Origin of the sequence: Bradyrhizobium sp. BRP20 (assembly GCF_020194215.1) — a bacterium.
Taxonomy (GTDB): domain Bacteria; phylum Pseudomonadota; class Alphaproteobacteria; order Rhizobiales; family Xanthobacteraceae; genus Bradyrhizobium; species Bradyrhizobium yuanmingense.
The window spans coordinates 45,188-70,158 of sequence record NZ_JADYVY010000026.1 but is presented as its reverse complement, the minus strand read 5'-3'; the positions used below and the strand labels follow the sequence as shown (position 1 = coordinate 70,158).

The window sequence follows — 24,971 nt, the reverse complement described above, 5'->3', positions numbered from 1 at the left end:
GGTGGTTCCAGGGGCGGCAGCACAGCCACGCCGTGGCGTTTGGCGGGGCTGGTTGCAGGCCTGGATGAGCAGGATGGGGAATGCCAAGAAATGCTGGGGGCGCCGCCGAGGTATCGGCCATTAGCCGTTGTGGAACAGGCTGCATAATGAACAACATATTGATTTCGCTTGCTATTTTCTACAAAACCTTGGAGGGGTGCTTGCGGGTCGGTCCGTTAATCTTGGCTCTCGTTCGAGCTGTCCGCCCCGTTGCCCGGGCTTATGGGAACTGCTAGCTTGAACGGACAGGGAACATACCCCGTCCAAGAGGATTGGTGAGTAGCTGGATTTTTAAGGGTAGATGCCCTATTTTCCGTCCTGAGAGGTAGGTACTGGTCGAGAGCCATGAGCGTCCGGATCAACCGGGAATACGTGAATGACACCGCGAAGCTGATCATGCATCGGCTTATCGCGCGGCAGATCGGTCGCGACCCGTCGCTGGTCGAAAGGGCCAAGGATTCTTTGGCCCGTAACTCGCAACATTTCGAAGGCTACACTTTCGTTCGCGAGTGGTCGGACATGCTCGGCTTTCCTCCATCTACGGTACGCCGCCGTCTGACGAGCCGCGACGAAGAGATGACGCGTCTGCGTCTGTCCTCACCTTTCGTTTTGGCGGAAGGTATCAATTTCGAGGACGACACTCTGCGCCGTCGTATTTGGAAGGCGGCGAAGCGGATTGCTGAGAGATCTGCGATCCATCAGACCGCGGCACTTCCGCGGATGGCGGCGTGACACAAAACTCGTTTGTTCGAACTATTGAAGACCTTGTCGAGACGGTCAGGGTGATCGCCCGGCTGTTTAAAACCGACAAGGTCTTCATCATTGGCAGCCAGAGCATCTTGCTTTCATGGCCTGATGCGCCCGTCGTCCTGCGCACTTCTGGTGAGATCGACGCCTATCCGGAAAACGCGAAAATATGGGAAATCCAGCAGAAGGAGCTGGATCCCGAAGATGATCCCGAGGCCTCAGAAGAGATCAATGCTCTCTACGGTGAGGGCTCTACATTCCATCGGGAGCACGGCTTCTATATCGACGGTGTCGACGAGAATACCGCGCGGCTTCCTGGGGATTGGAATAAACGCGCGATTACCAAAACTGTCGATGTTGACGACAGGAAGGTTCTTGCCGTCGCACCATGTCCTGAAGACATTATTGTATCCAAGCTCGCTCGCTTGTCGGAAAAGGACAAGGAGTTCGTGGAGGGTTACCATAAGGCGCGGCCATTCAATCGCGATCTCGTCGTTGAGCGTATCAAGGCGACAAATCTGGAGGCCGAACTTCAGGACCGAGCCATAAGCTTCGTAAAGGGCCTTCCGGACGAGCCCAAAGCAGACGCTGCTCCTTGGAAGCGCTGATCCAGGTTCGGTGAGGGCCGCGCTCGGCAGATTGTCCACCTTCGAACCTGGCAGGCTCGCAAGGTTCGAGCCAATCTTGACGGGGCTGTCGGAAAGTTCGCTCGAAATTGCCGCTTGGAGCGATGCGCTTCGCATCCAGGTTCCTTGACCAGCACGCGACCGACAAGGCCTTCTGGCTCAGCGATCGTGGGTTCGCGGTCATCTATGCCGTTGCGACCGTACCGGGCGCTCTTGCCATTGTGAGGCAGCGGATCGCGGAAATACCCTTGCGGGATATGCTGGCAGCGGGCCGCTGAGAGGCGCTCGCACCGGCTGTCGAGTTCCTTTCGCCCGGCTACGCGCCCGCCGATGTCGCCCCGGTCCTGGCAAGGCTGCTTTCGACGATCGCGCAGTCCACCCGCGGCTCGACCTGCGGTGTTGAGCGAACCGCGCTGCTGCTCGATTCCGTGACCTCCCGGCTCGGCGCAGATGCGGCCAAGGCCTATGCGGCTGCATTGGCGCAGGAGGTCGAGTCTTACGCCGCCGCCGCGAACGACAACGCCGCCGGGATCACGATCGTGACGAACCTGCTGCGCTCGGCTCCTCTGGCCCGGAGTGCGTTCGCCTCGGATCCGAAGCAACTCGCAGGTTTGGCGGCGCGGGTTGAGTGCACCCCTTTGTCGCCGCCCTTGTTCAATCCCTGCCGTCCGATCACGTCGTGTGACCGAGCTTCGGCGGGTCCTCTCGCCCGGGACAAACGAAAGCTTGACGGACTATCTGGTTCGTAATCGAAAGAGCGTTCTGACCGTTTTACGCCTGACCGTACGGGCCGACGGTTGGGCAAGCCACGATGTCGCGCAACTGGGCGTATTGTCGACCCTAGAATCCGACGTCGATGTCGCGCGCCCGGCATTCGACGCTCTCATGGCGACGGGAAATGTCCCCAGTCTTACGGAGGTCTTCGATGCGATGGCGCGACGCTTGCCGGATCCAGCGGGCGCGCCGGATGAGCGAGGGGGGAGGGCGGTCCGTGCGTTTACCCGAGCCGCACACGAAGCGCCGGACAGAGCAAGCCTCTACAGCCCACAGCGGTTGAACTGGCTCCTCGAAAGACTTCTGCGCGCGAGACGAGGGATATATTGCGTCCAGGTGAAAGCCGTTTCGGAATTAGAGCTCCATCAGTCGAGAAAGTCGTCGAGGAAATCAAGGTTCGCAGCGGCGAAACCATCGTTTCCAGCGGCGCGGCGGCGGCCAATCATCTTGGTTTGACGACGCAGTACCTGTCCGTCAAGTTTATCTGACCTCTGGTCCTTCCCGCAGGCTCCGCCTTGGTAAGCAAGTCGTGGAGCTCAAGCATGCACCGCGTTGGCAGCTTGCCCTGGCGAACCGACGTGCAGGTGAGGTAGTGCGTGCGCTTGCCTGGGTGGGCCCACAGACGGCAGAACGAGCATTGAGGTCCATCAGTCAGAAACTGACCCCGACCGAAGTGAAGGAGCTGAAGTCCGCTGCTTCTTCCTTTCCGACTTGGCTTGCCAAGCCGGTAAGCGAACTCCGTGTCGGATAGATTTCTAAACCTGGCTGACGCCGAGCGCCAAGAGGCGCTCGGCGTTGCCGCGTCCAACTCAGGTTGTCCGGCACATCTTCTCGAAAAGGATGTCTGGGTCGTCTGGTGCCTGAACGCACTCTTTTCCTCGCCTTTGGGCGAACATCTTGTCTTCAAAAGCGGAACTTCGCTATCAAAGGCTTACGGTGCGATCCGCCGTTTTTCGGAAGATGTCGATCTCACCGACGACTCGGACGATAACCTTTAGCGGCAAGCGCCTGAGCGGGAGGTCAGCCTAGGCGTCGAGATGCCGGCGCGCCGGAGCTAGAGGCTATCCACGTGCCAATCGATCGCACGGGCTGTTTCATAGGCGTGCCCCTGACCCCGATCTCCCATCTTCACCGTCGACGGGTCGAGGTTGCGAAAGAAGAACATGACCTTGCCGGCTGTGTCGTTTGCATACACGCCCTTGTCGGGGATTGGCTTGGATAGCCACTTGCCCTGTTTCGTCGTCGATACGTTGGTCGCATTCCCAGGTTCGCCGGACTGCCAGGTGCTATCTGCGGCGAATAAATTAATCCAGTACCTATCTGGATCGCCATCAATGGCTTTCCCGCTCAGGCTTATGTTTGGCATTGTTGCTGCTTGTCCTCTAGGTAAATCGTTCTAGGCAATGACGGGAGTGGAGGGCGTGTACGGCGTGACGTGTTCAGACGTTCTCTTTCGAGGTCGTTTTGCGGGGAAGGAATCCATCTCTTCCGACGGGGCCGGCGCGACCGTAGCGCGCGAAAAGGCGAACGACAGAATTGAACTCATAGGCTCGAATGTACTCCCAAAGCGCGGCACGCCCCTCATTGGAGAGATGATTGATCCTGTCACCGGGGTTGCGGGATTTCGCCGAGCAGGACCAGCCAATACGAGAAGAGCTCGCCGAAGCCGATGGTCCCGATAACGTCGTAGCGAATGAGATGTTCGATCCGCTCCAGCCAGAGTAAAAAGTTATCGAAAGCGGAGCGGACGGCCAGATTTTGGTCCGTGAATGTTTTCTTTTCGATTTCTTCAGTTGGCTCCAGCTTCCAGTGGACGGCGAGCGCGGTGGGCAGGTCACGGATGTCGAAGGTCCGGCCCTTCAGCGTGTCTTCCTTCCAAAACTGGGCGTTGCCGTAGTCCAAAAGGCGCATGACGAAACGCACGTCCCCATCTTCGAAGAATTCCTTTGTTTGGTCGGATGCCGCTAGCGCGCGCTCGCGCTGGCGGGTCAAGTTCGCCTGCTCACTATTCATCCGATACTGATAGAGGCCGAAGGCAAAACCGGCCGCGGTCAAAGCCAGACCTATCAGTGCTGCTGCATTCGAGTCGGGCATAGCAGGGTCCTCAATGGTGAACGCTAGTGAGCTGTGTCGCCTTTCCCGCTCCCCTTGTAGGCTTTCGTCCCTAGGTAAGTCGCGTGACTGATCAGCAGCACCGACGTGAAGGCACCTCCGGGGTCGGGCAGGCTCTGGATTCCAGTTAGCAGCACGTCTGGTGCGATTCCGCGGAGTTGCTCGACGAGCATCGCGAAATAGCCCAGGACCAGGGTGACGGTGAGCACGACATTCTGCAGCCGGGAAATATCGACGTCGCCCGAGTCGGCCACGTGTTCACCCACGAAGACGTCGGCAAGAGACGCCATCGTCGGGTCCGAACGGACTTCGACGGCCGAAGAGTCACTCGACCCCGTCAGCAGGCCACGATCGGACTGGTCGTTACTGTTCTTTGGCCTCCCACCGATCGTCGTGATCTGATCCGACGGCGAGCCGGCCATTCCGAATGCCTTCGTATTCAGGATTAACGCGGAGATCATCGGTGAGGCAAAGGCGATCCCGAGTGCGGCGGCGATGGATGCCGGGACCTGTGGGAACGTACCTGGTCCGCCAAGGCCAACATTGAAAAGCGCCGCGGTGGCGAAGCCGCCAAGTGCAACGATGGTCCAGAGCGTCACCTGCGCCCGCGCCAGGGATACGCGGTTACGCTCGTCGACCCAGATGCCGACCAAGCGCCCCTTGGTCCCCAGGCCGAGCGCGATGGCGAGTCCGGCAATACCGAGGGTCATCGCCAGAAATTGCACGATGATCGACCGCGTGCCGGGAGTGTCTCGCAGTCCGAGAAGCGCATTCGCGATGCCGGACCAAATGGACGTATTCGGCGTGACCGCGATAATGCCGGCATCGACTGCGCTACGCACCACAAGTTCGCACGACAGCGTCGCGTCCGTTGCGGCCGCGCCATCTGTTTCTGGCGGCTTCTTCGACGGTGAAGCAGCGTTTGTGTCCGCCGCGGAAGGCCCATGGTCGAGGCAGCTCCGGATCGTAGCGAGAGCCATTCCGACCTTCGGTCCGTACGGAACGATCGGCTGGGCGGGAGCGCCCGGCGCAGGCGATGGGGCGGCCGGCGGCACCTGAGCGGCCGGTGGGGCGGCCGGCGGAGGCGCGGCAGGGGCAACTGCGGCTGGCTTCACGTACTTGCCGCCGGCATCAAGGAAGCTGCAAACGCTCCGCTTCCAGTTGGGAAGCAGAGCTGCATCCGAGATGCAATTGTCGGCCAGCTTGTCGAGCACACGGTACTGGATGTCGAGATTTCGGAGTTGGCTCCGTGCATTGCCGTCGCTCTGTCCCGACCATATGGCCGAGATGCCACCGAAAACGAAGATTAAGGCCGCGATCGAACCGAGCCACCATGCGGCTATCCTCACCGGCTTGGGAACGCTCCATGATCGCGGCGCCAGGCCAGTTAGGCTATACGACGAGGTGAGGCCAAGTTTGCCGGGAGCCTCTTCGCTCGTTCCATAGAGGCGGTACGTCAGGCCTGATTTGTCCTGGAATTCGAGGCCCTCGGTTGCGCCGGTCTTGTAGATCCAGTCGGGCGGCGTGCCGACGTCCTTCGATGGCGCGCCATTTCGGTCGATCTGCCAGAGCGTTGCTTGCTTGGGCAATGCGACGGCACTGTCGTAGCGGTTCTGCGAGATCTTTTCGGCAACGGCCTTCATGATCGTGTAGTTCGCCGCTTCGTCGGCAGACAGCATGTTGCCGGCGATTTTCATTTGATCCTGAAGCCCGTTCCAGCGCGCAGTTACTGCAATGCCGGCGACGACCGACCAGAGGCGTTCCAACGATTTTGCTGAGTCCGTTCCCTTTGCGGTCAATCCGCTCGTTTCTCCCAAAATAATTTTGGCGAGCCTTTCCACGTCCCCCTCAACCATTTGGTCCCCCGATGATGAGCGTTCTGCCACTAGTCTCGCGATCGTAAGTCACGATTGACGAATGCCTGGACGCGTCACACGAGCTTCCAGGGAATCGGCATCGACATTCCGAGCACCATTCCTTTGGCGTCCGGAGGATTCATGTCGAGGTCTCCTTCGATCGTTTCGTACTGAAAGAAATCCAACGGAAACGACGGCGCGGTCTCGAGATAGCCGCCCATCGCGCGCGTCTTTGGACGCAGAATGCGCAGGAAGCGGATCTGCCCGCCATCGCCGAGCTTTGGCCCCTCGTTCGGATCCTCGAATGTTGGCCAGTCTGGTTTGGCGAGGTTCAGCGATGTGGACGTCCCATCCCAGAGCTTGACCGCGACCGGGCGCTCCCGAACGCGATCGAGCGCATCGTGGATGTTGCGTGTCAGCACCAGCACGAGGACTTCCTCGAGCTGTCCCGCCTGCTGATCGGCCGCTGGCGCGAGCGATTGCAGTTTCTGCAACGGTCCTTGCGCCGTGGGCTTGCGCTCGATTGAGACTATGGTCCCCGTCACCGAGGCGGTGAGATCATCCGTCGACACCGTCGACGCAACTCCGTCGATGACGGCGTCGAACAGAGACATGGGCTCGGCAAACTGCCACCACAGCGATGGTGTAAACGTAGAAAGCCTTGCCGGCGAAACGGCCGCCTGAGCTCCCGTCGCCTTCATGACCATCGTGAGGGGCTGATTGATGGGAACCTCGATTGCACTGGTCAGCGGTAGGCACGCCACCGATAGCCAGCGATTTTCGCTCGGTGACAGAATCTCATCCGTCGTATCGCGTGCGATTCGGGCGCGCACCGCGATGTCACCGGCCGGCTTGTACGTTTCGCCTTTCTCCGGTTTGTCCCGGGCCGACACGATCAGACGTAACCGCACGTCACCGCCGGCCGGGACGTCCAGCGTCCAGGTGCCGGCATCGCCTAACTGCGTGAAGAATTGGAAAGCAATGCTCCGTTTTGCGCCGTCGTCCTTCACGCTGAATGCGATACGAACGAACTCGCTGTCGCTGTCGTCAGTGAATTGAAACCGGATCGCCGAGCCGTCCAGGTCTTCCGTGCTGGCAATGTCGATCGCGAGCCCTTCGTGCTCGGCGGGGAAGATGCCCTTGCCGACGACGTCCTTGAGGTCTTTGAAGTCTTCCGGCGCAAAGTCCCGCATAATCTTGCGGCTGTTGGACAGCCGGAAGCGGTTGGACGCATCGTTCATCGCCAGAAGGCGCGGTTCGCAATAGAATTTATTGTACGATGCTGGAGCCAGGCCCTGGCCGGTGAGGGCGGTCGCAGGGTCGATGCTCTCCGGAGCCTCGAAACGACGAAACTTCAGTTTCACGAACGACCAGGGAACAATGTCGGGTTTGACGGGTGTAATCATTAAACCGGCGTGATCGAAACGCCCGGCCTCTGTTGCGAGGTCGAAAGTGTAGCCGATGGGGCCGTCGATCCGCAGCGGTATGATCGCGCCGCCGGAGCCGGTTGCGCTCCGGATCGAGTCCGGGCCGTGCTCCTGCCAGTATTTGAGGGCATCTGTCGGCCCGTCGGTGCCGGCGTCTATATTGCGTTGGAGGGCGGCTCGTTCCGCAACCAATCTGTCGAGCGCTTCTCCGGTCGGCGGAGGGGTGCCGTCCGATGGATTCAAAAGCTTATCGATCGTCGCGACACGCGTTTTTCGTTCGGCTCGTGTCATCGGATGCCGGGCCATTTCGACCATGGCGTCGATGCCATCTCCGACATGGAAATTCGGATAGAGCGGTTCGTTAAACAAGGCCAGGAGCGGAGGAACGGTTCCCCACGCCATGGCGCGTTCGGTCAGTGGCAGAACGATCGCCAGACCCGGACGTTTGGGACGACGGTCGTTGGAACGATCGGCCAGCACCTTGTTCTGCCAGATCGCGCTGCCGTTGGGCCCCCGATGACTGGAGCGCATGAATTCCGGCCGTCCAGGCCGCATAGCCTTGTAGCGGCTTACGATGCGAAGACCGAAGCGCCACAAATTCATGCCGCCACGCCAGTCGAGGCTCTTGTCGAACAGGCGCGGAATGGGGTTGCTTGGGGCAGGATCGCTGCGCCGCCTCAATCCGCCATAGACATGGGCACGCTCGATGCGACGTTCGAAGATTTCGCCAACGTCATCGTTGCGACGGTCCGAGAACGATGTGTCGAACAGCTCCCGATACCGGGGTTGGTCGATTGCCTCAGCTCCGGTCGTGGCCAACCGGTACCATTGGTCGTCCTGCGGCCTGCCGCGCCAGCTCCAGCGTTGCGATTCGAGCGCAGCGAGATTGCAATAGCGCAAAGCCGGATACGTCGACGTTCTTCCTGTGAACGCCGCCGTCAATGAAATCCATGCCTGCTCGGCATATTCGGGGGCGCGGCGCAGGTCGATGTTCAGCGGCTGTGTTCCCAAGATCTCGGGCACGGCTTCGGTCGCAACTTCGAGCGTCAGCACCAGGGGGCCCGCCAGCCGCATCTTCGCGTCGATCGGACAGTGTCTGAGCGTGGCCTTAACGGCGGCCGAAAGCCGCTGGTCGCGCGTGAAAGGGCAAAGCTTGTCTTGCTTGTCCGGCAATCCTGCATAGACGCGCAACTCGTAGATACGACCTGGCAAGAGTGTGGCAGTATCGCCGGTCAGACCTTCCCGCCCGTTTGGATCGACCTTGATGGTCATGGACGGCATCGGCGCGACATGGCGACGGCCAGAGCCATCGAAGCCGAGCACGTCCTCGAGGGAGGTCCAGGCAGCTCCGACTGCTGCCATCTTGAACTTCCGAAAAGTTGGAAAGATGCATACCAGTTCACCGTACAACTGTGTCACGGCCGGATCATCGAGGGACCGATCGTCCTTGGTCTTGTTTGGGCTCGTTGCTACGCCGAGCGCGGCGTCGAGCGCCTTGGCAACGACCGGTCGGTTGGCCACAACTCGATCGTCGAACAGGGGAGGGTTGACCCATCGCCCGTAAGTACCAAATTCCACCGTCGGTCGTTGCAATCGGATCGTCATCTGGCGAGCGCCCGTCGCGGCGCCGACCTGGATGCCGTCGAGCACGTGGGTCGCGCGCATCTGATGGCCCGATTCCGGCGCAATTCGCGGCTTACCGACAGCGACGCTTGCGAAGTTTCCCGTACTGTCGAGCTGACTGACGATCGGTGTGACGATCGGGGGTTCGATGTCGACGTCCTTGTCCGTCGCGATAATGATCAGGACGTCTCGCCATTGCGCGATGTCGCTGGCGGGCAGCTGCAAGTCTTGCGTTGCCGCCGCAAAATCAAACTCATCCTCGGCCCATTCGGGCTCGTCAACTCCCGCGGCGATCGTCGTTATGGTCGTGAACGCTTCGACCCGGATCGCTCCGCTTCTGCCAATGTCGTGCGTCAATGTCAGCAGGTCGGTGATGGCTTCGCTCGGCCCCGAGCGGCCCCGGAACGTGATGGACAGCTTACGCGCTTCGTTTGTTTCAGGCCACTCCATGCGGCCGATGTCGATCCGCAAACCCGGGTCGGGACCGGCGCGGACTTCGAGGACGCCGGCACGTCCTTGCCGATCGAGGAAGAAACGTCCTTGCACATCGCCTCCGATGGTCACGGGGGCTGGCCGTATCGGTAGTTCACCGGCGAGCGGCACGACGCCGTCGGGAATCGCTTTGGATCGGTCGCCCGCAAGCCTTGGTGCGCCGATTGGACGTGTTCGTCGGTAGAGCGCTGACCGACGCACCGCATCCATGTTTGTTGCGATCTTGACCTGTCCCTTGAGCGGCCCGGCCGGTTCAATCGGCCGGATCGTCAATGGATCATTGGGATCATTCCGCAAGATCGGAGGTAGGGTCCCGCCGTGACCGATGACGTATGGGACGACGTGGAAGGCATAGCCGAATGATAGCGCGAACAGGCGATAGTCGGTGGCGCCATCGCCCGTGGTCGGCGGAAAGCGATAGGCTTCGATGCGGCGCGCGAACGAGGATGGAACGTTGTCTAGCGCGGCATCGGTGGCCATCTCGGCCACCGGCGAGCGATTGTCGTATGAAAGCAAGGCAGCGCGTATGCCGCCGATCTCTCCGACCTGCAGCGGGACCGGATCGACGATAGCTCCGCCGGCCCAGGCAAGATTACGGACCATCACCGCATTGGCTTCACTGAGCGCAGCTCGCGCCGAACCTTGCGACGAAGTGTCGGGGGCATGCAGCGTGGCAACGTTGAGACTACGCCACGCTTGGATCGGATCGCTCAAAGTGTCGGTACGGGCCATCAGGGCTCCCACACCAGACAGCCGGGTCCAAAGGTCGGCGGCACCGGCAATGCTCTGGAGCTGGTCGAAGCGGAAAACCAGTGGAGGCGAATCGACGGTGAGGCGGCCGCTGGAATCATCGCCGCCTCCTGACTCGTCTGTGGCTGATGGCACGAGGCGGCCGGCGAGACGAACGGCATCGCGGCGAGCGGCCTCGACGACGGTTTTCAGCAAATTGGCAAGTTTCTCCTCATCACTCCCGGGATTGGCAGCCGCGAGTCCCGCATCGGTGAGCGCTGCACCGATGATCAGATCATACAATGACGCGGCGGGACGGCTGCCGTCGGCACGCTCGGCGCCGACGAGGGCGGCAACGCTGGCTATCAGCCGCTCGTCGAGTGGAAGCTGCGCAGCCGCATCTTGCTCGTTCTGGGGCTGGGGCGCGTCCCATGTCAATCGTCCGGCCGTCAGTCCAGGAATGTACGGCCCGATCACGGCCAATGCGAGATCGGCGCGAAGGCCGGGTCCGGTCGTGATGCGGTCCAACGCGGTACGTAGCGGCGTTGCAGTCGCGTCGGGCATGACGATGGCAACGTCCGGAATGTCTGAAACCTCTGCCTTCATCGACAGATAGAAGGCTGCCCCGAGCAGACGGTCGGCCGGCACAGGCGTGGAACCGCCGGCCGATAGCGTGACGGTGACCGCCGCATTTGCGTCAGGTCGGATGATCGCGATCTCGACGCGGATCGTCGCTCCACGCGCGAGCGTCGTTGCGATGACGGAGGCGCCATCCTGAAAAATGGCAACGTCCAACGTGGCAGACGCCGCCGTCCCGGCGATACGAATTTCGGGTAGGATCGGGCGACCTGGCGCCGTCACGAACGCGACGACTAGCTTGAAATCGCCTGCAGGTGGCGTGAGAGCGAGATCGAACGCCACTTTCGTCGGTGCCGCCGGCGCGATGGGGGCCGCGGAAGCGGCTGGCCCGAGATCCAGCACGGCGCCCGAAACTGGTTGGGTGGCTCCAGGGCCGAACGCTTGAGCGTCGGGGGGGAAAGTCAATGTCCGTGCGCCGATCACGCGAGGCGAGCGATCAGCAGCGGATGAGGACCGTCGGACGAAAGATCCGGTCCGCCGAGCCAATTGCGTGCCACGAACTTCCGCAGGCCATCTTCTGACTCGATGCTCTCGATTTCGGGGGCGATGGCCGAGCCCGGCGGATCGAGCGGCAAGCCGAGCAGCCCCTTCAACCTGCGTGAATTGATGGAAGCAAAGCGGGCGCGGCGCGGATTGTTGCTGACGCTTCCGGGGTCACGTTCGGCGGCGCCCAGGATCAGGGCCGCTGTGAGATTCCAGAAGTCGGCTTGGCGGAGGGAGAGGCCTTCCAGTATCAAGAAGCCGGGTGGCAGCGCAATCGCGGAAGCGGCGCTGCGCCTGCCCACGACCCACCATGAAATCGAATCAAGCGCCACGAGAAACTTTGGCGTCGGTTGTGAGGCGAGATCCCGGGCAAGCGCGCGTCGCAGCTCGTCGCCGCCCGCCACCTTCGTGATTTCGCTCGTCACGGTGGCGTCCAGCACGCCGAACACACGGGCCCACGGATCAACGACTTCGGCGATCCGTCGTGAGAGGGAGGCGGCCCAGTCCTCATCGGTCAAGCCGTGCCCGACGGCTGGCCTCTTGATCAGCATGGTCTCCATGTCGATGAGCCGCTGGGGATCGCCGGACGGACTGAGATCATCCCATGACAAGCTCGGTCGCATGTCGACGGACCCGTCCGCGAACATGGGCGCGGAACCAGGACCAGGCGTAGGTACAAGGTCGACGCGACAGAAGTCGCCGTTTTGATCCGACATCACGGTGGGACCGGCCGGATCGAGCGTGTAGGTACCGCCGCCGGTCGGACCGAACAACGGTGCCGCGATGAAAGTGGTGCTCTTGTCAGGCGCGGGGTCGATCGTGAATACGGTGAACACCTTGTTGGCAACCGGAACCGGGTTCGGCAATCCCGTCAAGCTTTCGACAAGCCCAAACACCGTGCGCCCAGTCACCTCTGCCGTACCCGCCGGCATGCACAGGGCAGCTTCGAGGCCACTCGTGTTGACGATCGAGGTGATTTCCTCCTCGAGCCGGCGGTGAAAGCGCCTGCTTCCGTCGGCGCCGGGAAGATCGAAATCCGCCGGCGCGTTGGCGGCCGCCGTGACGATGGTTCCGGCATCCAGATCCTGGATGGTAGGAACTCCGGTCACGTCGACGATGCGCCAGAATCGCCAGGCGGTGACGTCGTGCGGATTCCAGGTCCCGCTGCCATCCGCCAGGCGCCACTTCCAGGGCAGGATCTCACCGATCGCGTCCGTCAGAAGCGCTCCGTCGGATCCATCGATGACGGCGCTTACCCGTAGCGAGACCTGAGCCTTGTTGCTCACGTCTGGCAGACGATCCGCCTGGACCTTTATTCTGAGATTGCGCGGATCGGAAGCCATCGACGAACGGTCCTTGGTACGACAAAATCAAGCGTAAGAATCGGAATAGCCTTCAGACTGCTTCTTCTCGCCGGCGAATTGATATTCGACGTGCTGGGAGACACGCAGCGTGTAGAAGACGCTGATCTTGAAACTGAGCCGGAGCGTTCCGGACCCGATCATCAGCGCGCCGTCGTAGGTGACCTCCAGCAACAACGAAATGGCCGCCGTGATCAGGCCTGCGACGTCGACGTTGCCGCGCGCGAGTATGAAGACTGAAATTGCAGTGGTGTTGCCACCGGCGCCGGTCGACCACGTCATCGTTATTGAGCAGCCGACCTGAAGCCAGACGCCACCCGAGACGACGCCAAAGTTGAAGCCTAGTCCAACGCCGGCGACGATACCTACCTCGAGCGAATAGGTCAGGATCGGGTGAGGTTTGGCGACCGGGAGGAACGATAGCCGCTGCGTCAGGAATCCGCCGCCGTTCAGGATCCAGACGCTCAGCGTGAATGGCATTGTCTTGGTGGCGACCGACAGTTCGCACATCAACTCGAACTGAGGAACCGCGGCGATGCCGAACAGAATGTGCAACGAAAGGTTCGAGATTCCGAACACGCCGAGCTGCAGGTCCGGCAGGTCGATGTCGAGCGTGGCGGCGATGCCGGCGGGCACTCCGCCGCGCATCAGCGGTTCAATGACCAGCCCGTCCCCCTCGCCGGAAGCGGCGAGAAAATCAGTCAGGAACGCGAGCGCGTCGGCGAGTTCTACCCGTTCCGGGTCGATCTTGAAATCGATCTTGCCGGAGTCGTCGAAATACAAGCCAGTCTGACGGAAGGTGAGGATGTCCTGTCCGCCGGTCACGACTCTCCAGTCGCCGAAGATGCGGCCATTGAATGTCTTTTGGGTCCCGTCGCGGCCCACTGACATCCGCGCCTTGGCATTGAACTTGGCTTCGTCGACGACGATCTCAACGGGGCCGAACGACAGGAGGGGCGCGGGCTCGGTGAAGGGGACGTCGATGTCGGTCTGAAGCCAGGCGCGCATCTGGACGTTGTCGAAACCGTGCTGAACCTTGATGGCCTTGGAGTCGTCAAGATCCGGGAAGGCAAATCTTTGAAGCAGGCCGCGGAAATCGATACCGCCCATATTCGGTATGAGATCCGCGACGGACAATTGCTTCAGTTTGTCGGGAATGAACTGCTCGGCAACGCCGCTCGAGGGCAGCCGCACGCCGAACGACTGAAGCATGTCACCGACCGCCTTGCCGGCCTTATCGGCCGCCGCAAGCGTATCCGAAACCCGGTTGACCAGCGCAATCGCCGGGGTCATGTCGACGACCTTGTTGGCCTCGGCGAGCACGTAGGCGACTTCTGGTCGATTGAAGCCGAGCCGATCCGTTTGTGGAGGGTCGCCGACGGCACGAAGGAGCCGTAAGGTATCGCTGCCTTCCTGATAGAGCCGATTGGCCTGATCGGCTAATTTTACTGGATCCGTTCCCAGCGCATCGCGCAAAGTCTCCTGGACCGCGCCGGAGATCTGTCGTGCACGATTTTCGACCTCGCGCGTGACGCGTTCGGCTTCTTCCGCGGCACGCCGCTTCAGGTCTTCGATGGACCCCTGGGCATCGTTGATGGCTTGCTTTACCGCATCGTCCAACCGTTTCTTGTACCCGTCGACGTCGAGGGCGTTCTGCAGCCAATCGGCGACCTTCTGCGCGTCCTTCCGTATCTCTCCTATAAAATTGTCGAATACCGCGCAGGCATCCTTGAGTTCCTTCCCCACGTCAACGATCGCGGCGGTGATGCCGGCAGCGAGCGCGTCGAGTGTCTTCCGTAGAACGGTTGCGACAATTTCGCCCTGCGCAACCACGGCCTTCTCGATCAACCCGCTGGTGTCAGCTATCGCCGTCAGCGCCCGATGGATAGCGCCGGTGGAATCGGCATCGTCGTCGGGATCTTCGGGAGCCGAGAGGGCAATGATCGCATCGGCTATCCGATCGAAGATGCTGGTTGCCTCGGCAAGGCCCGCGTCGATCGTGTCTTCGAGAAACACGACGAGGCCGCGCGCGGCATTCTGCGCCTCGGCGATGATTTGATCGAGTTTGGTGGCGAGCGCTTGGAGTGATCCGCCGGCGGTGCCGAGACGGGCTTTCAATGCGTCCTCAAACTGCTTGAGCGACGCCTCGTAGGAGGCGAGAGCCGTCCTCACGTCGTCACTGATCGCAGCACCGACGTGAGTAAGACCATCGGCGAGCGTGATTGCCTGCCCCAACGTGTCGTGGATGGCCGGCAGGATGCGGCGCGCTGCCATGAGCGCTGCCGTATCGTCGATATGCGAAAGTTCAGTGTCGATTTGCTGCGCTTGCTTGCGAAGCTCGTCAAGCGTCGCGCGTGCGGACGCCGCGATCAAATCGTTGACCACCGTTGCCGCGCCGACGTCGTCCTTCAGCGTCTTGAACGTATCGTGGATCTTGCCGAGTGCGGCCGGAATTGCCACGTCTTGCGCTTCACCGAGTGAGGCGCCGGCTACTGCCTTAATGGCCTCGAGATCCGCCGTCACCCGCTTTGACAGCAGCTCGATGTCCGCTCTCCTTTCGTCCGCGATGGTGGCGATCCGGTTCTGCAGTCCCGACAGCTTGTCGATCAGGTCGGCGCGTTCATCCGGCGATAGCCATGCATCCTCGCTGTCGAGGAACACGCTCACGTCGCGAACGATGCCAGCGATGTTGCGGATCGGCCTCAGGCCCCCATCAAGTGTGGAATCGATCGCTTCGCCTGCGATCTTACGCAGACGCTCGACCTGTCCTTGGGCAGCATCGTTCAGGCGGTCTGCGAGCGAGGCGCAGGGCGATTTTGGGTCGATCTTGCTCAGATCGATTGACTTGAGCGAGTTCTTGACATCGGAAGTCGCGGACCTGAGATCGCCGACGAAACTCGGATGGCTGAGTGCGGCGCCGATGGCTGCGACGGCGTCGTTTTTGACATCGGCGAGAGGCTTCTCGGGGTCCAGTTTCTCGAGGACACCGAGCGCTTGGCCGACTTTGGCATCGATGGCCGCGCGCAGGTCGGAACTGTGTTGCGTCAGTGACTGCCCGAAAGTCGTCAGTGGGCTCGGGGCGCCGACGGCGGTCAGTGGTGCGGCGCGGGCGATTGTTATGTTCTTGAGTATCGTGCCGGGGCCGCTGGGTGCCCGGCCGTGGGTGAGGACAGCCGGCTCCTTCGCACGGACCAGGCCGATGGTCATCCGCTCGAAACCAGGTGCGTGCGCCGGCTCTGACGGCATCATGGCGTCGGTGAGATTGGCGCTGTTGGGCTTCATGCGGCCCGCGGCCGGTGGCGGTAGATCGATGAAATCGATATCGCGCACCGACCGCCATGCATCGGTGTCGTCGCCGCTTTCGCCGTCGACCACGGAAGTGTAGAAGACGAGCTTTTCCGGCTCGTCGACCTCGACGGAAATTTCGCCGCCGCCTTCTCCCGCCAGCAGGAAACGAATCTGCGGCTTCGGATAGATCAGCGAGGGATCGTCCGGATTGATCGGGGGATCGCCTGGCCTGGCGGGGGCCAACACCGGAGGGAGGCTCGCGAAGGCCTTGTTCCACAGAGGCACTTGCCAGCCTTCACGGCGCACATCGCCGCCCCAGCGGCTATCGACACGGATTTTGCCCGACTTGAACTCCACGCCGACGAGAAATCCGGCGGCTGCGATCGATTTGCCGTCCTCGGGATAGCGGCGCACCGGCTGCAGCAGCTCGACGTACTCCTCGACCTTGCGAAGGATCGGGCGTCCGGCGTGTTCGTCCTGCAACACGCCGATCGGGTCGAAATTGAAGAATTGCGCGGAAGGTACGACGGACCGCTCATAGATGATGACGTGTTTGGCTCGATTCCAGAGGCCGCCGATCCGCCCGATACGCTCGAGCTTGTAACGGTGGACGCGGCCCTGGCCGGTCTCGGTCTCGACAACGGTCTTCTTCTCGTCGAACAGCGCCCGCTGGCCGCCATAGCCGCCGTGCGCGGAGAGGTGGATGCCTTTCGCCGAACCCCCGTCCGCGTCCGGTCGGCTGTAGACCTTCATCAGGATATTAGCGCTCTCGAAAGCCCAGGCGACCCCGCCGGGAAAACTCTCCCGGTCGTCCTGGCTGGTCGAAAACGTCCGCGCGAGCTTCTTGGATTCGATCAGACCACCGGTATCTGCCGGGATTTCGCCTTGTACGGGCCAGCGAAGAGGTGTCGCGGGTCCATGCGCCGGGTCCGATCCTCCGGTGCGTAGCCTGAAACTTACGCCGTCCTCGATCTTCAGCTCGGCATCGGGGTGACCGCTCCAGAGCTTGTCGACGGCAAGTCGCCTGCGCTGGGCCCGCAACACGAGGCCCGCCAGTTGAAGATGGCTCTTCAGTGTCGCACGGGACGCGCTCGCCGTATCGGACAGGGGAGATACGGGCGCTCCGATCGTTGCGCCGATCTCGGTGACGAAGGCGTCGGTGCTCTTGTCGGTGGTGCTGATCCGGGTCGTCAAACCGTAGAGTAGCTCGAGCCGAAGCTCCTTCAAGCGGGAGCCCGGCGTCCGCATGGTCGGATAGCCCATGTTACGACGGAGGTTCCAGCCCGGCTCGCGGAAGTTGGTGTCCGCAAAGGTGGGGTCGACCTCGAGGCGTGCGTGCGCACCAAACCGCGCGGCCGCCGGGCGGCCTGGTTCGATATCTTTCGGTGCGCCGGCGATTGCGGTTGCGTTCTTCTCCATCGCCTCGCCGATGACCTGAGGCGGCAGTACCATCCGTACCGCCTCGGAAGGATCAAGCACGCGCCAGGACACGTCACCTTCGTCGCTCCATATCGCGACTTCGTTGCTCTGATCGGTGGCGGCCCGAGCAGGCTCGACATACTCCACGGCGGCGACCCGGAACGGGGTCGGGTCGATCACCAAGGCGAGCCGCTTTGGAGCTGCGCTGGTCGTCGTCATCGATCTGATCGCGCGCAGCGAAAGGGAGACCGACTGATTTTCACCGGGCGCGAGTGATTCCGTGGCGACCAAGGCCTGAATGAGCTTTTCGTCATCGGGTTGCTCGGAGCCGCTGCGGTAGTCCAGTTCGAGCAGGAGCGGCTCGTCAGGGTCATCCGAAATGGGCGTCGGGCGACCGAGCAACTGCCTGCGGATCTGAGGAGGCAGGTCGTCCTGGCCGATTGGCTTAACGCGCTCGATCGGGAATTTAACGACCGCCTGCAATTGCGCATCTGGCAGCTCGTCACCACCGGATCGGGCAAGAAGCCCGGTCAGATCGGCCTTGGTGACCATCGTGAGGTCCGGGGCCTTCAGAAGCGAGAAGCCCAGCGCGCCGAGCGCTATCTCGGAGCCATCGGTGCTTTCGAGCGAGAAGCCAAACTTGATCGTCGGCACCGTGCCGAGATCGTCGGTCTGCGTGATAGCGGGCTGCCATGCCGGCCCGTCCGTGCACGCGCCGGGTTGGACATCGGTGCTCGCGGCGACGAACGGCGCGGAGATGCGCGCCTTGCAGACCGGCGCCGTGCCCTCCGTTGCGATCATACGAGCGAACGTCGCCGTACAGGGCGAGGCGAAGCGCGGATCCTCGTCCGACTTGCCTTTCTCGACGAGCTCGAATGCGGTGACCCCCTGCCACATATCGGGGATGAAGCGCGGCTCGAAGGACAGGAAAGCCGTTTGACGCCGCTTATCGGCCGCATCCTTGACGGTGCCGGTGGTCGGCACGATGACACGGCGCCAGGCGTAATTCTCGCGCAGCAACCCGACTGCGTGCCACGGCATTCCGCGTTCCGACTTGCGTTTGGCCAGCGCGGGCATGACGCTTAGTGGCGTCCCGTCACGGACCTTACGCAGACTGTCATGCTCATCCTCGATGACGACATCGAACGCGTCGATGACGAAGTCGGTTATCTGATCGGGTCGCCGAAGCTTTGGGTCCGATTTAGGGTCGACGTTGAGCGGATCGAGGCGGGCGGCGACGATCCATTGCACCGGTAAGAGCGGCTTGAGGCCGCGGGCGCCGATGTCACCGACGCGTTGCTCTTGGGAGAAGCGGACCCGGCCTTTGACCGGCAGGAGCTCGGGTTTGGAAAAGAACCGCTTGAGGATGCTGCCGATCTTGCCGCTATAGTTCCAAAGGGTTAGCTCGAAGCGCAGAGCGACACGGATGATGTCGTGGGAGCCCGTGTCCTTGTTGAATTGGTGCTCGACCGCACGAAGCCCGAATTCGCGGCGCGGTCGGTTGGGCGGTTGACTGGGAATGCCCTGATCGACGAACAGGGGTATTACGTCGACCTGATCGGTGGAGAGATTGCCGTCATCGGGTTTGACGATCGCGTCGATGAAATCGCTATCTGCATAGCGTAGTGGAACGATGCTGAGCGCGGGTTCTCCACGATCCCATGGACCGATCGTGAGCGCGATCTGGATAAGCCGGCAAAGCGCGCCTCTCGGCGCGGCGGCGATTTTCCACAAGGATTGTGTCGTTGTCGCCTGGACCACATCGAGGCCCACGTGAAAGCGGGTGTCATAGCGGTCGCCTGAGGTGGCGACTTTCGGCCTGATCCAGTGGCCGTTCAATGCGAGGCGAACTTGAAGCCTGATCGCGAGCGCTTTGAAGTTGCCGGGTTTTCCGGTCGCCGGCGTAATGACGAGCTTCGAAACCTGCCATCGCGGCGCCGGCTTGTCGGCCAGCGTGCGGGCCAGGGCGATCGTATCGAAGCGGGCGAGCGGACCTTCGTCGAAGACGTCCCAGGCTTTCTGCTGCCGCTTGACCGGATCCTTCTCCGCCGCATAGTTGGTCGGCGCGCGATATGCCGTGAACAGAGCGATGCCGCGAAGTTCGATCGCAGATGTTGGCGGGGTTGGGTCTTGATCGTCATCGACGGCGACGTGACCCAGATGCGGGTCGTTCGCGTCGCTGCCGTCGTGATAACGGGCATTCGCCGCGTAGAGCGGATTCTTCGGGGCGAACGGGTTGTCACGATCCCTGAGAAGGTTTTTGAAGACCGCAAGATCGTAGCAAACGTAGCGCCAGTCGGTTCCGTCCAGATCGTTGGTGCCGATGACGACGGCCTCAAGCGGGCCATCCGACCTGTCTTCCATCGCGCGAATGGCGATAAAGGAAATTCTAGCCGGCCCAGCGACGCCCGCCATGGTCCAATCCCCTAAGCAAAAACGTCGTGTCCGAAAATAGGAAGTCTAGAAATGCGGTCGGACGAAATGGTCCGAGACCCTCTTGCAACTTGCCGTAGAACGCTTGATCGGTCAATATCGAACGTGTCTTACCCTCCACCGATTGCGAGAAGCGACATGACGATCATCGATCCGCATCTGCAATGGATGTACGACGACACGCCCGCACACGAGCGGGCGACGACACGGGTGCCGGTCACGTTCGAATGGCATGGCGATCTTGATGAACTTGTGGCCTTGGGAATGCGGCTGCACGCGACGGCCGGCGGCATCATCTCTGCCGAGATGCCCCTGTCGAGCCTGCCCGAGGTCCACCGCCTGGGCATCGAATACATAGAGCTCGCGCGCACGCTATACTCGCCATTCGACGTTAGCCGATCCGACATCAAGGCCGACGTGCTGCAGCCCGTGATCGGAAGCGAAGTGGGGAAGGGGGTGATCATCGGCATCGTCGACACTGGCATCGATTATACGCATGCGAGCTTTCGCAAGCCCGATGGCAAGACCCGAATCCTCTCGATCTGGGACCAGCGCCTCGAACCGGTGCCGGCACGACCGGGTCGTCCGCCCCGCTTTCCCTCGGAAGGTTCCCCGGGAAACAACGTTGACGGTACGGCACGCAGTGGCGTGGAATTCACCGAAACCGCCATAAATGACGCGTTGAGAACGGGTGGACGGCCGCTGCGCACCAAGGACGTGCCCGACGATCCACACGGAAGCCATGTCATGGGAATTGCCGCTGGCAACGGCGCCGTTTCGCCCGGCAGCCCGGCGACAGCTTTCGTCGGAATGGCTCCGGCCGCGGATCTGATCGTTGTCGCCACCAAGTTCAACTTTGCGCTGATACGGCAGGGGATCGAATACATCCAGGAACGAGCGAGAGCGCGCAATTGTCCCTGCGTTATCAATCTCAGTTTGGGCCAACCGTTGGGCGCGCGCGACGGTCGTAGCCTGGATGAAAGGGCGATTGATGCTGCGCTCGGGGCTGAAGGGCGCGCCATCGTCGTCTCGGCCGGCAACGATGGAAACAAGAACAAGCACGTTCGGGGCAGGATCGCGCGCGGCGCCACGGATCGGATCACTTTCCGCATCGATGACAGGCAGATGGCCAAGGAGCTGGACATCGAAATCTGGTACGGTCTGAAGTCGACTGCGGAAAGGTTCGATGTCGTTGTCACCGATCCTTCGGGCGTTTCAATGTCGCTCGCGGCAAGCGGGGGCTCGGTGCGGCGCACACTCGGCCGCTCGACCGTTAGTCTCGCATCCGCCATTGCCGTTCCTGCCCACAACAAGAACCGGATCAGCATCGCCATTCGTCGGGACGGTCTGCGGATTGCTCCCGGGACATGGTCGATTACCTTGTCGGGCGTCACCGTGGGGACCGGTGCCGACGCTGGCGTTTATCATGGTTATCTGCGTGCCCCGAAAGGACGCAAGGGGATTCCCGCAACCGCGTTCACCTCGTCGCAAACGAGCGCCGCGAGTACCGGTACGATTCCGGCGACCGCGCTCAAGGCCATCTCGGTTGGAGCATACGTTACGAGACCGTCCGCCGATCTGCACAAGCCCGCGGCGTTCTCGAGCCAGGGACCGACGTTGGACGACCGTCAATTTCCTACCCTGTGCGCGCCCGGTCAGTTGATCATTTCGGCGAAGGCCATCAACGCCGAGCCGCACCCGGAGCTCGATGTTGCTGGCAAGCCATTTACGGCCAAGCAGGGTACCAGTATGGCGGCTCCGCATGTTGCCGGCGTGGTTGCGGCGATGCTGCAGGTGAAGCCCACGCTCAAGCAAGATCAAGTCGCCAAGCTGCTTGGTGACCACGCCGACGCCCCGCCTGCGCCATTGCCGAACATTTGGGGGCGCGGACGCGTCAATGCGCTGAATTCCGTGACCGCAGCGAAAGCACCGGTAGGAAGCTGATCGCAGCACGAATTTGGCGCGACGGAGCGAATTCGACCCTGCGGCACGCTCGAGCCTGCGGCGCCGAACACAGCTACCGCCTTTCTTCCCAATCCGCTACGTCGCGGGCTTTTCATGATCACAGCAGGCGTGGTGGTCGAGCATCGCGCTCTGCCGCCGCAAACCGATAATCCGTGTAACAAAAACCACGAAAGAAGTCGACAAACCGCCGAATTTAGGCGCTGATCCTGGATTTGTTGCATTAATCGATTTTCATTGAGCGCTACAATGTCGGCGCTGAACGAGATGCCTCACTTAGGAAATTTCGGCGGTCTGGAAGGCAACGGTACAATTGGCCACATCTAGTTTTGGCTATTGCTGCACAGGAGCAGAACATGGCTAAGCATTTGTACCGTCTCCGTATGGGCTCGTATGTCGGGAACCTATTTCGGCGCAGCAAGCATGATTTACAGCAGAAGCTCTGGCTGCAATGTAACCTGATGCGACTCGGGTGCGAGCTAGCGCGATCCCAGCATCAGCCCGGCGTTGAGCAAGCGGAAGCTACTAGTGCCATTTAAGCCGCTCACCAACTCGACTCCAACTACAAGAAAGCTACCTAGAGGCCGGAACTAATAGAGCCCGACGCCTGGCAGCGCTTTGAGCGCGCCGTTGACGTGGTGGCGAAAAGCCCGCCGCAACATCGGTCCGGGAAAGGCGTCGTAAAATGAAAAAAACGAAGCCGTCCAAAAGATCATAGCCGAGACAGCCGTTAGTTGTATATGCTGCGCGAGAGGGGGGCGCATGGCAAAAAAAGCGAAAAAGGCGAAGAAAGCGAAGAAGGCTGCAAAAAAAAGCAGCAAGACACAAGTCTGCGGTTAAGCATCCTGACCCATGGCCGCCTCGGAAATCCAAGCGGTAGGGGGCGGCGCACAATGGGAAGCCCATGGAGAGCAGCGAACGAGCCGAGACGCCCGGAGCCGACGCCGCAACCTCAGCCGCAACGGGAGCAGCCAAGACCGGCTCCGAGGTGGGAGCCCGACAGACACATCGAGAAGCGGGAGGACCCCCGTCATCAGGAGCCGCATCCGGACCCATGGCCGCCTCGCCGCTAGAGCAAGCTACGATAAGCTGTCTTACGAATGCTCAGTATCACTCCTGCCGTGAGGCTTTTCTTGATACTGTGCATCGCTGGTTCATGTTTGCTGTTATAGCGCTCGGGACGGCCGCCCTTACTGATGTGTTGCCGAAGATGCTGCACGTTGCCAGCGTAACTATCGATGCGGCACTCCTTAAAGAGGTATTTGCGGCTGGTGCCGCGATTTTGGCGGCGCTCGACTTGACCTTCGATCTGTCTAATCGAGCGCGCTCCCACGCGATGATGAAGCGTCGGTACTATGAACTGCTTGCCAGTATGCGCGAGGGACGCAAAACAGCGGACGAAGCGCGTGTTTGCTTGGATGAATTCTCAGCTGATGAGGAGCCGCCTTACAGGATTTTGTTCCTGACGTGCTGGAATTCTGCGCAACAAAGCGTCTATGGAGAGAAGGCTTTGCGCTTTCAAGTCTCCATGACCGGGAATCTATTTAAAAACTGGTTTCGGCGGCCAGCGGCCACCTATCCAGTTGTTGGCGGCTAGTCCTTGCACTTCTCTCGTTTGGATCGCCACTTGGCATAAGCCGCGAGCATCTTCTTAATTCGACGCGGCGTCTGCTTTGCGGTTGGCCGTCGATAGGTGAGACGCTTACCAGTGATGCCCTTCGCCATGAGTTCGGCGCGCTCATAATCGTTCACGCCGAGCGCGGCGCGGTTGCTATACCTGAAATCGAATTCTGCGAGATAGCGATGCAGATGCTTCTCGCTGCAGTGCTGATAGACGCCCTTCATGTCGCGTTTGAAGATGCTGTGGTAGCCCTCAACCGTATTGGTGGAGATCACCTTGTCGCCCTCGCGGCGAACGTATTCGTCCTTTGAGTGCTTCACGGTGTCCTCCTGCAAGGCTTGGACTTCGCCAATGTACTTGTAGGCCGCCTCGAGGAAGTCCGCGATATTATCCTCGAGATGCTCTACTTGAGGACCTCCGAGTGATCGAGGATCGCTTGGGCAGTTCCAGCTGAGGCCGTAACGGGGGGCGCCGGTCCACGCTGGCAGATGGACGTATTAACCAGCAGGCGCCGTCGCGATCGTGCAGGAACGTCGTGGCACCGGCCGCAAGGGCTGGTCCAAAGCGGCTCGTGCGGCCGTTTGTTTTGTAATGTCCAGATGTATCCCAATTTCCAGGGAAACGAATTTTTTTGGCACTTAAGGGGCTGATAGCTGGCGCGGCCTCCTAGGCACACTGGGCCCGCGTTACTCAAGGCCGCCTCAGGTGGGAGCCGTTCTCTTGATCTAGCTCAAGCGATGCCTCCCTCTGCAGCAGTCCATCAGGCCGCGCCTGCCGCGCCGCTCCCAAGGCATTCGTGGTCGACGATTTCAAGACGGATCAGCTTCGGGAGAGCCCCTAGTCGTCGGGCTTCAGAAGGGCAAATTCCACACGAAATAGAGAAGCGCAGCAATGGCCCCCCAGAAAAGTATGCCGCGGAAGATGAAAGCGAGCGCCATGTTAATCGCCGTCTCGCCCAAGCCGCTGCGCCATGGTGATTCCATCGATCGCGTCTGCCAGTCCTCCTAAGAAAACCCGATACCATGCATCATCATCGGGAAGTTCCCACTCTCGTAGGCTGCCGACGTAACGGGTCAGAGCAATAACGCCCGCGATCGTCGTTGGCGTTGAACGGATGAGCACATTCGCATGCTCCGCGAGAGCATGGGTCCTTTGACTGCTGATTTCGTCGGCGGCATCAAACTCGGGCCCATCGAGCTTCGCCGATACGGACAAGGCCGCATCGTAATGCGCCGACAGCTCGCGATGACGCTCAATCACTACGAAGATTAGATCCCGATCGGCTGCAGCAGTCGACTGGGTGGAAATTTCCTGTGATGACAATGTTGGCCCCGAGCAAG

At 61.2% G+C, this 24,971-nt stretch carries 12 protein-coding genes and 3 pseudogenes; 6 read left to right on the top strand and 9 right to left on the bottom strand.

Going from position 1 to position 24,971, the window contains the following annotated elements; translation table 11 throughout:
- Positions 1-384 precede the first annotated feature (384 nt).
- The 4 genes and pseudogenes from I6F33_RS34850 to I6F33_RS34835 form a co-directional block, all read left to right on the top strand.
- On the top strand, positions 385-771 hold the full coding sequence (locus I6F33_RS34850) for a hypothetical protein (protein ID WP_225145541.1): 387 nt from the start codon (positions 385-387) through the stop codon (positions 769-771).
- Entirely contained in the window at positions 768-1,394 is a 627-nt protein-coding gene (locus I6F33_RS34845) for a DUF6036 family nucleotidyltransferase (RefSeq protein ID WP_225145540.1), read from the top strand. The genes I6F33_RS34850 and I6F33_RS34845 overlap by 4 nt, the downstream gene beginning before the upstream one ends.
- Before the next feature lie 903 nt (positions 1,395-2,297).
- Positions 2,298-2,937, top strand: a pseudogene (locus I6F33_RS34840) (DUF6088 family protein).
- A pseudogene (locus tag I6F33_RS34835) lies at positions 2,927-3,166 on the top strand (nucleotidyl transferase AbiEii/AbiGii toxin family protein); the annotation flags it as partial. The pseudogenes I6F33_RS34840 and I6F33_RS34835, both read left to right, overlap by 11 nt.
- Positions 3,167-3,240: 74 nt before the next feature.
- On the opposite strand, the gene I6F33_RS34830 reads toward I6F33_RS34835, so the two are convergent.
- From I6F33_RS34830 to I6F33_RS34805, 6 genes are all read right to left on the bottom strand, one after another.
- Positions 3,241-3,552, bottom strand: a complete 312-nt coding sequence (locus I6F33_RS34830) for a hypothetical protein (RefSeq protein ID WP_225145539.1) — start codon at positions 3,550-3,552, stop codon at positions 3,241-3,243.
- Between the two features lie 239 nt (positions 3,553-3,791).
- Positions 3,792-4,280, bottom strand: coding sequence for a hypothetical protein (locus I6F33_RS34825; protein WP_225145538.1), 489 nt, complete (start codon positions 4,278-4,280; stop codon positions 3,792-3,794).
- A 23-nt stretch (positions 4,281-4,303) separates the two neighbouring features.
- The gene (locus I6F33_RS34820; RefSeq protein WP_225145537.1) at positions 4,304-6,139 is read right to left on the bottom strand and encodes a hypothetical protein; all 1,836 of its coding nucleotides are present in this window, start codon (positions 6,137-6,139) and stop codon (positions 4,304-4,306) included.
- Positions 6,140-6,228: 89 nt separating this feature from the next.
- Positions 6,229-11,346 carry a hypothetical protein gene (locus tag I6F33_RS34815; RefSeq protein WP_225145536.1) on the bottom strand — a complete coding sequence of 1,706 codons (5,118 nt, stop codon included), beginning with the start codon at positions 11,344-11,346 and terminating at the stop codon, positions 6,229-6,231.
- 137 nt (positions 11,347-11,483) lie between these two features.
- Positions 11,484-12,890: a hypothetical protein gene (locus I6F33_RS34810; RefSeq protein ID WP_225145535.1), complete on the bottom strand. Its 1,407-nt coding sequence runs from the start codon at positions 12,888-12,890 to the stop codon at positions 11,484-11,486.
- A gap of 27 nt (positions 12,891-12,917) precedes the next feature.
- Positions 12,918-20,030, bottom strand: a complete 7,113-nt coding sequence (locus I6F33_RS34805) for a methyl-accepting chemotaxis protein (protein ID WP_225145534.1) — start codon at positions 20,028-20,030, stop codon at positions 12,918-12,920.
- Positions 20,031-20,186: 156 nt separating this feature from the next.
- On the opposite strand from I6F33_RS34805, the gene I6F33_RS34800 reads away from it, so the two are divergent.
- On the top strand, positions 20,187-21,992 hold the full coding sequence (locus I6F33_RS34800; protein ID WP_225145533.1) for a S8 family serine peptidase: 1,806 nt from the start codon (positions 20,187-20,189) through the stop codon (positions 21,990-21,992).
- Positions 21,993-22,600: 608 nt separating this feature from the next.
- Here the strand turns inward: I6F33_RS34800 and I6F33_RS34795 are convergent.
- A complete protein-coding gene (locus I6F33_RS34795; RefSeq protein WP_225145532.1) occupies positions 22,601-22,831 on the bottom strand; it encodes a hypothetical protein in 231 nt (76 codons plus the stop codon).
- A gap of 233 nt (positions 22,832-23,064) precedes the next feature.
- Here I6F33_RS34795 and I6F33_RS34790 point away from each other — a divergent pair, with 233 nt between their 5' ends.
- Entirely contained in the window at positions 23,065-23,607 is a 543-nt protein-coding gene (locus I6F33_RS34790; RefSeq protein ID WP_225141948.1) for a hypothetical protein, read from the top strand.
- An 89-nt stretch (positions 23,608-23,696) separates the two neighbouring features.
- On the opposite strand, the pseudogene I6F33_RS34785 reads toward I6F33_RS34790, so the two are convergent.
- Positions 23,697-24,002 (bottom strand): annotated as a pseudogene (locus I6F33_RS34785) (transposase); the annotation flags it as partial.
- 568 nt (positions 24,003-24,570) lie between these two features.
- Positions 24,571-24,954 carry a hypothetical protein gene (locus I6F33_RS34780; protein WP_225145531.1) on the bottom strand — a complete coding sequence of 128 codons (384 nt, stop codon included), beginning with the start codon at positions 24,952-24,954 and terminating at the stop codon, positions 24,571-24,573.
- Positions 24,955-24,971 lie beyond the last annotated feature (17 nt).

Excerpts from the sequence above, each read along its gene's own strand:
- I6F33_RS34805 (WP_225145534.1), bottom strand. The coding sequence starts at position 20,030 with ATGGCGGGCGTCGCTGGGCCGGCTAGAATTTCCTTTATCGCCATTCGC.
- I6F33_RS34800 (WP_225145533.1), top strand. The coding sequence starts at position 20,187 with ATGACGATCATCGATCCGCATCTGCAATGGATGTACGACGACACGCCC.
- I6F33_RS34810 (WP_225145535.1), bottom strand. The coding sequence starts at position 12,890 with ATGGCTTCCGATCCGCGCAATCTCAGAATAAAGGTCCAGGCGGATCGT.
- I6F33_RS34830 (WP_225145539.1), bottom strand. The coding sequence starts at position 3,552 with ATGCCAAACATAAGCCTGAGCGGGAAAGCCATTGATGGCGATCCAGAT.
- I6F33_RS34790 (WP_225141948.1), top strand. The coding sequence starts at position 23,065 with ATGGCCGCCTCGCCGCTAGAGCAAGCTACGATAAGCTGTCTTACGAAT.
- I6F33_RS34825 (WP_225145538.1), bottom strand. The coding sequence starts at position 4,280 with ATGCCCGACTCGAATGCAGCAGCACTGATAGGTCTGGCTTTGACCGCG.
- I6F33_RS34850 (WP_225145541.1), top strand. The coding sequence starts at position 385 with ATGAGCGTCCGGATCAACCGGGAATACGTGAATGACACCGCGAAGCTG.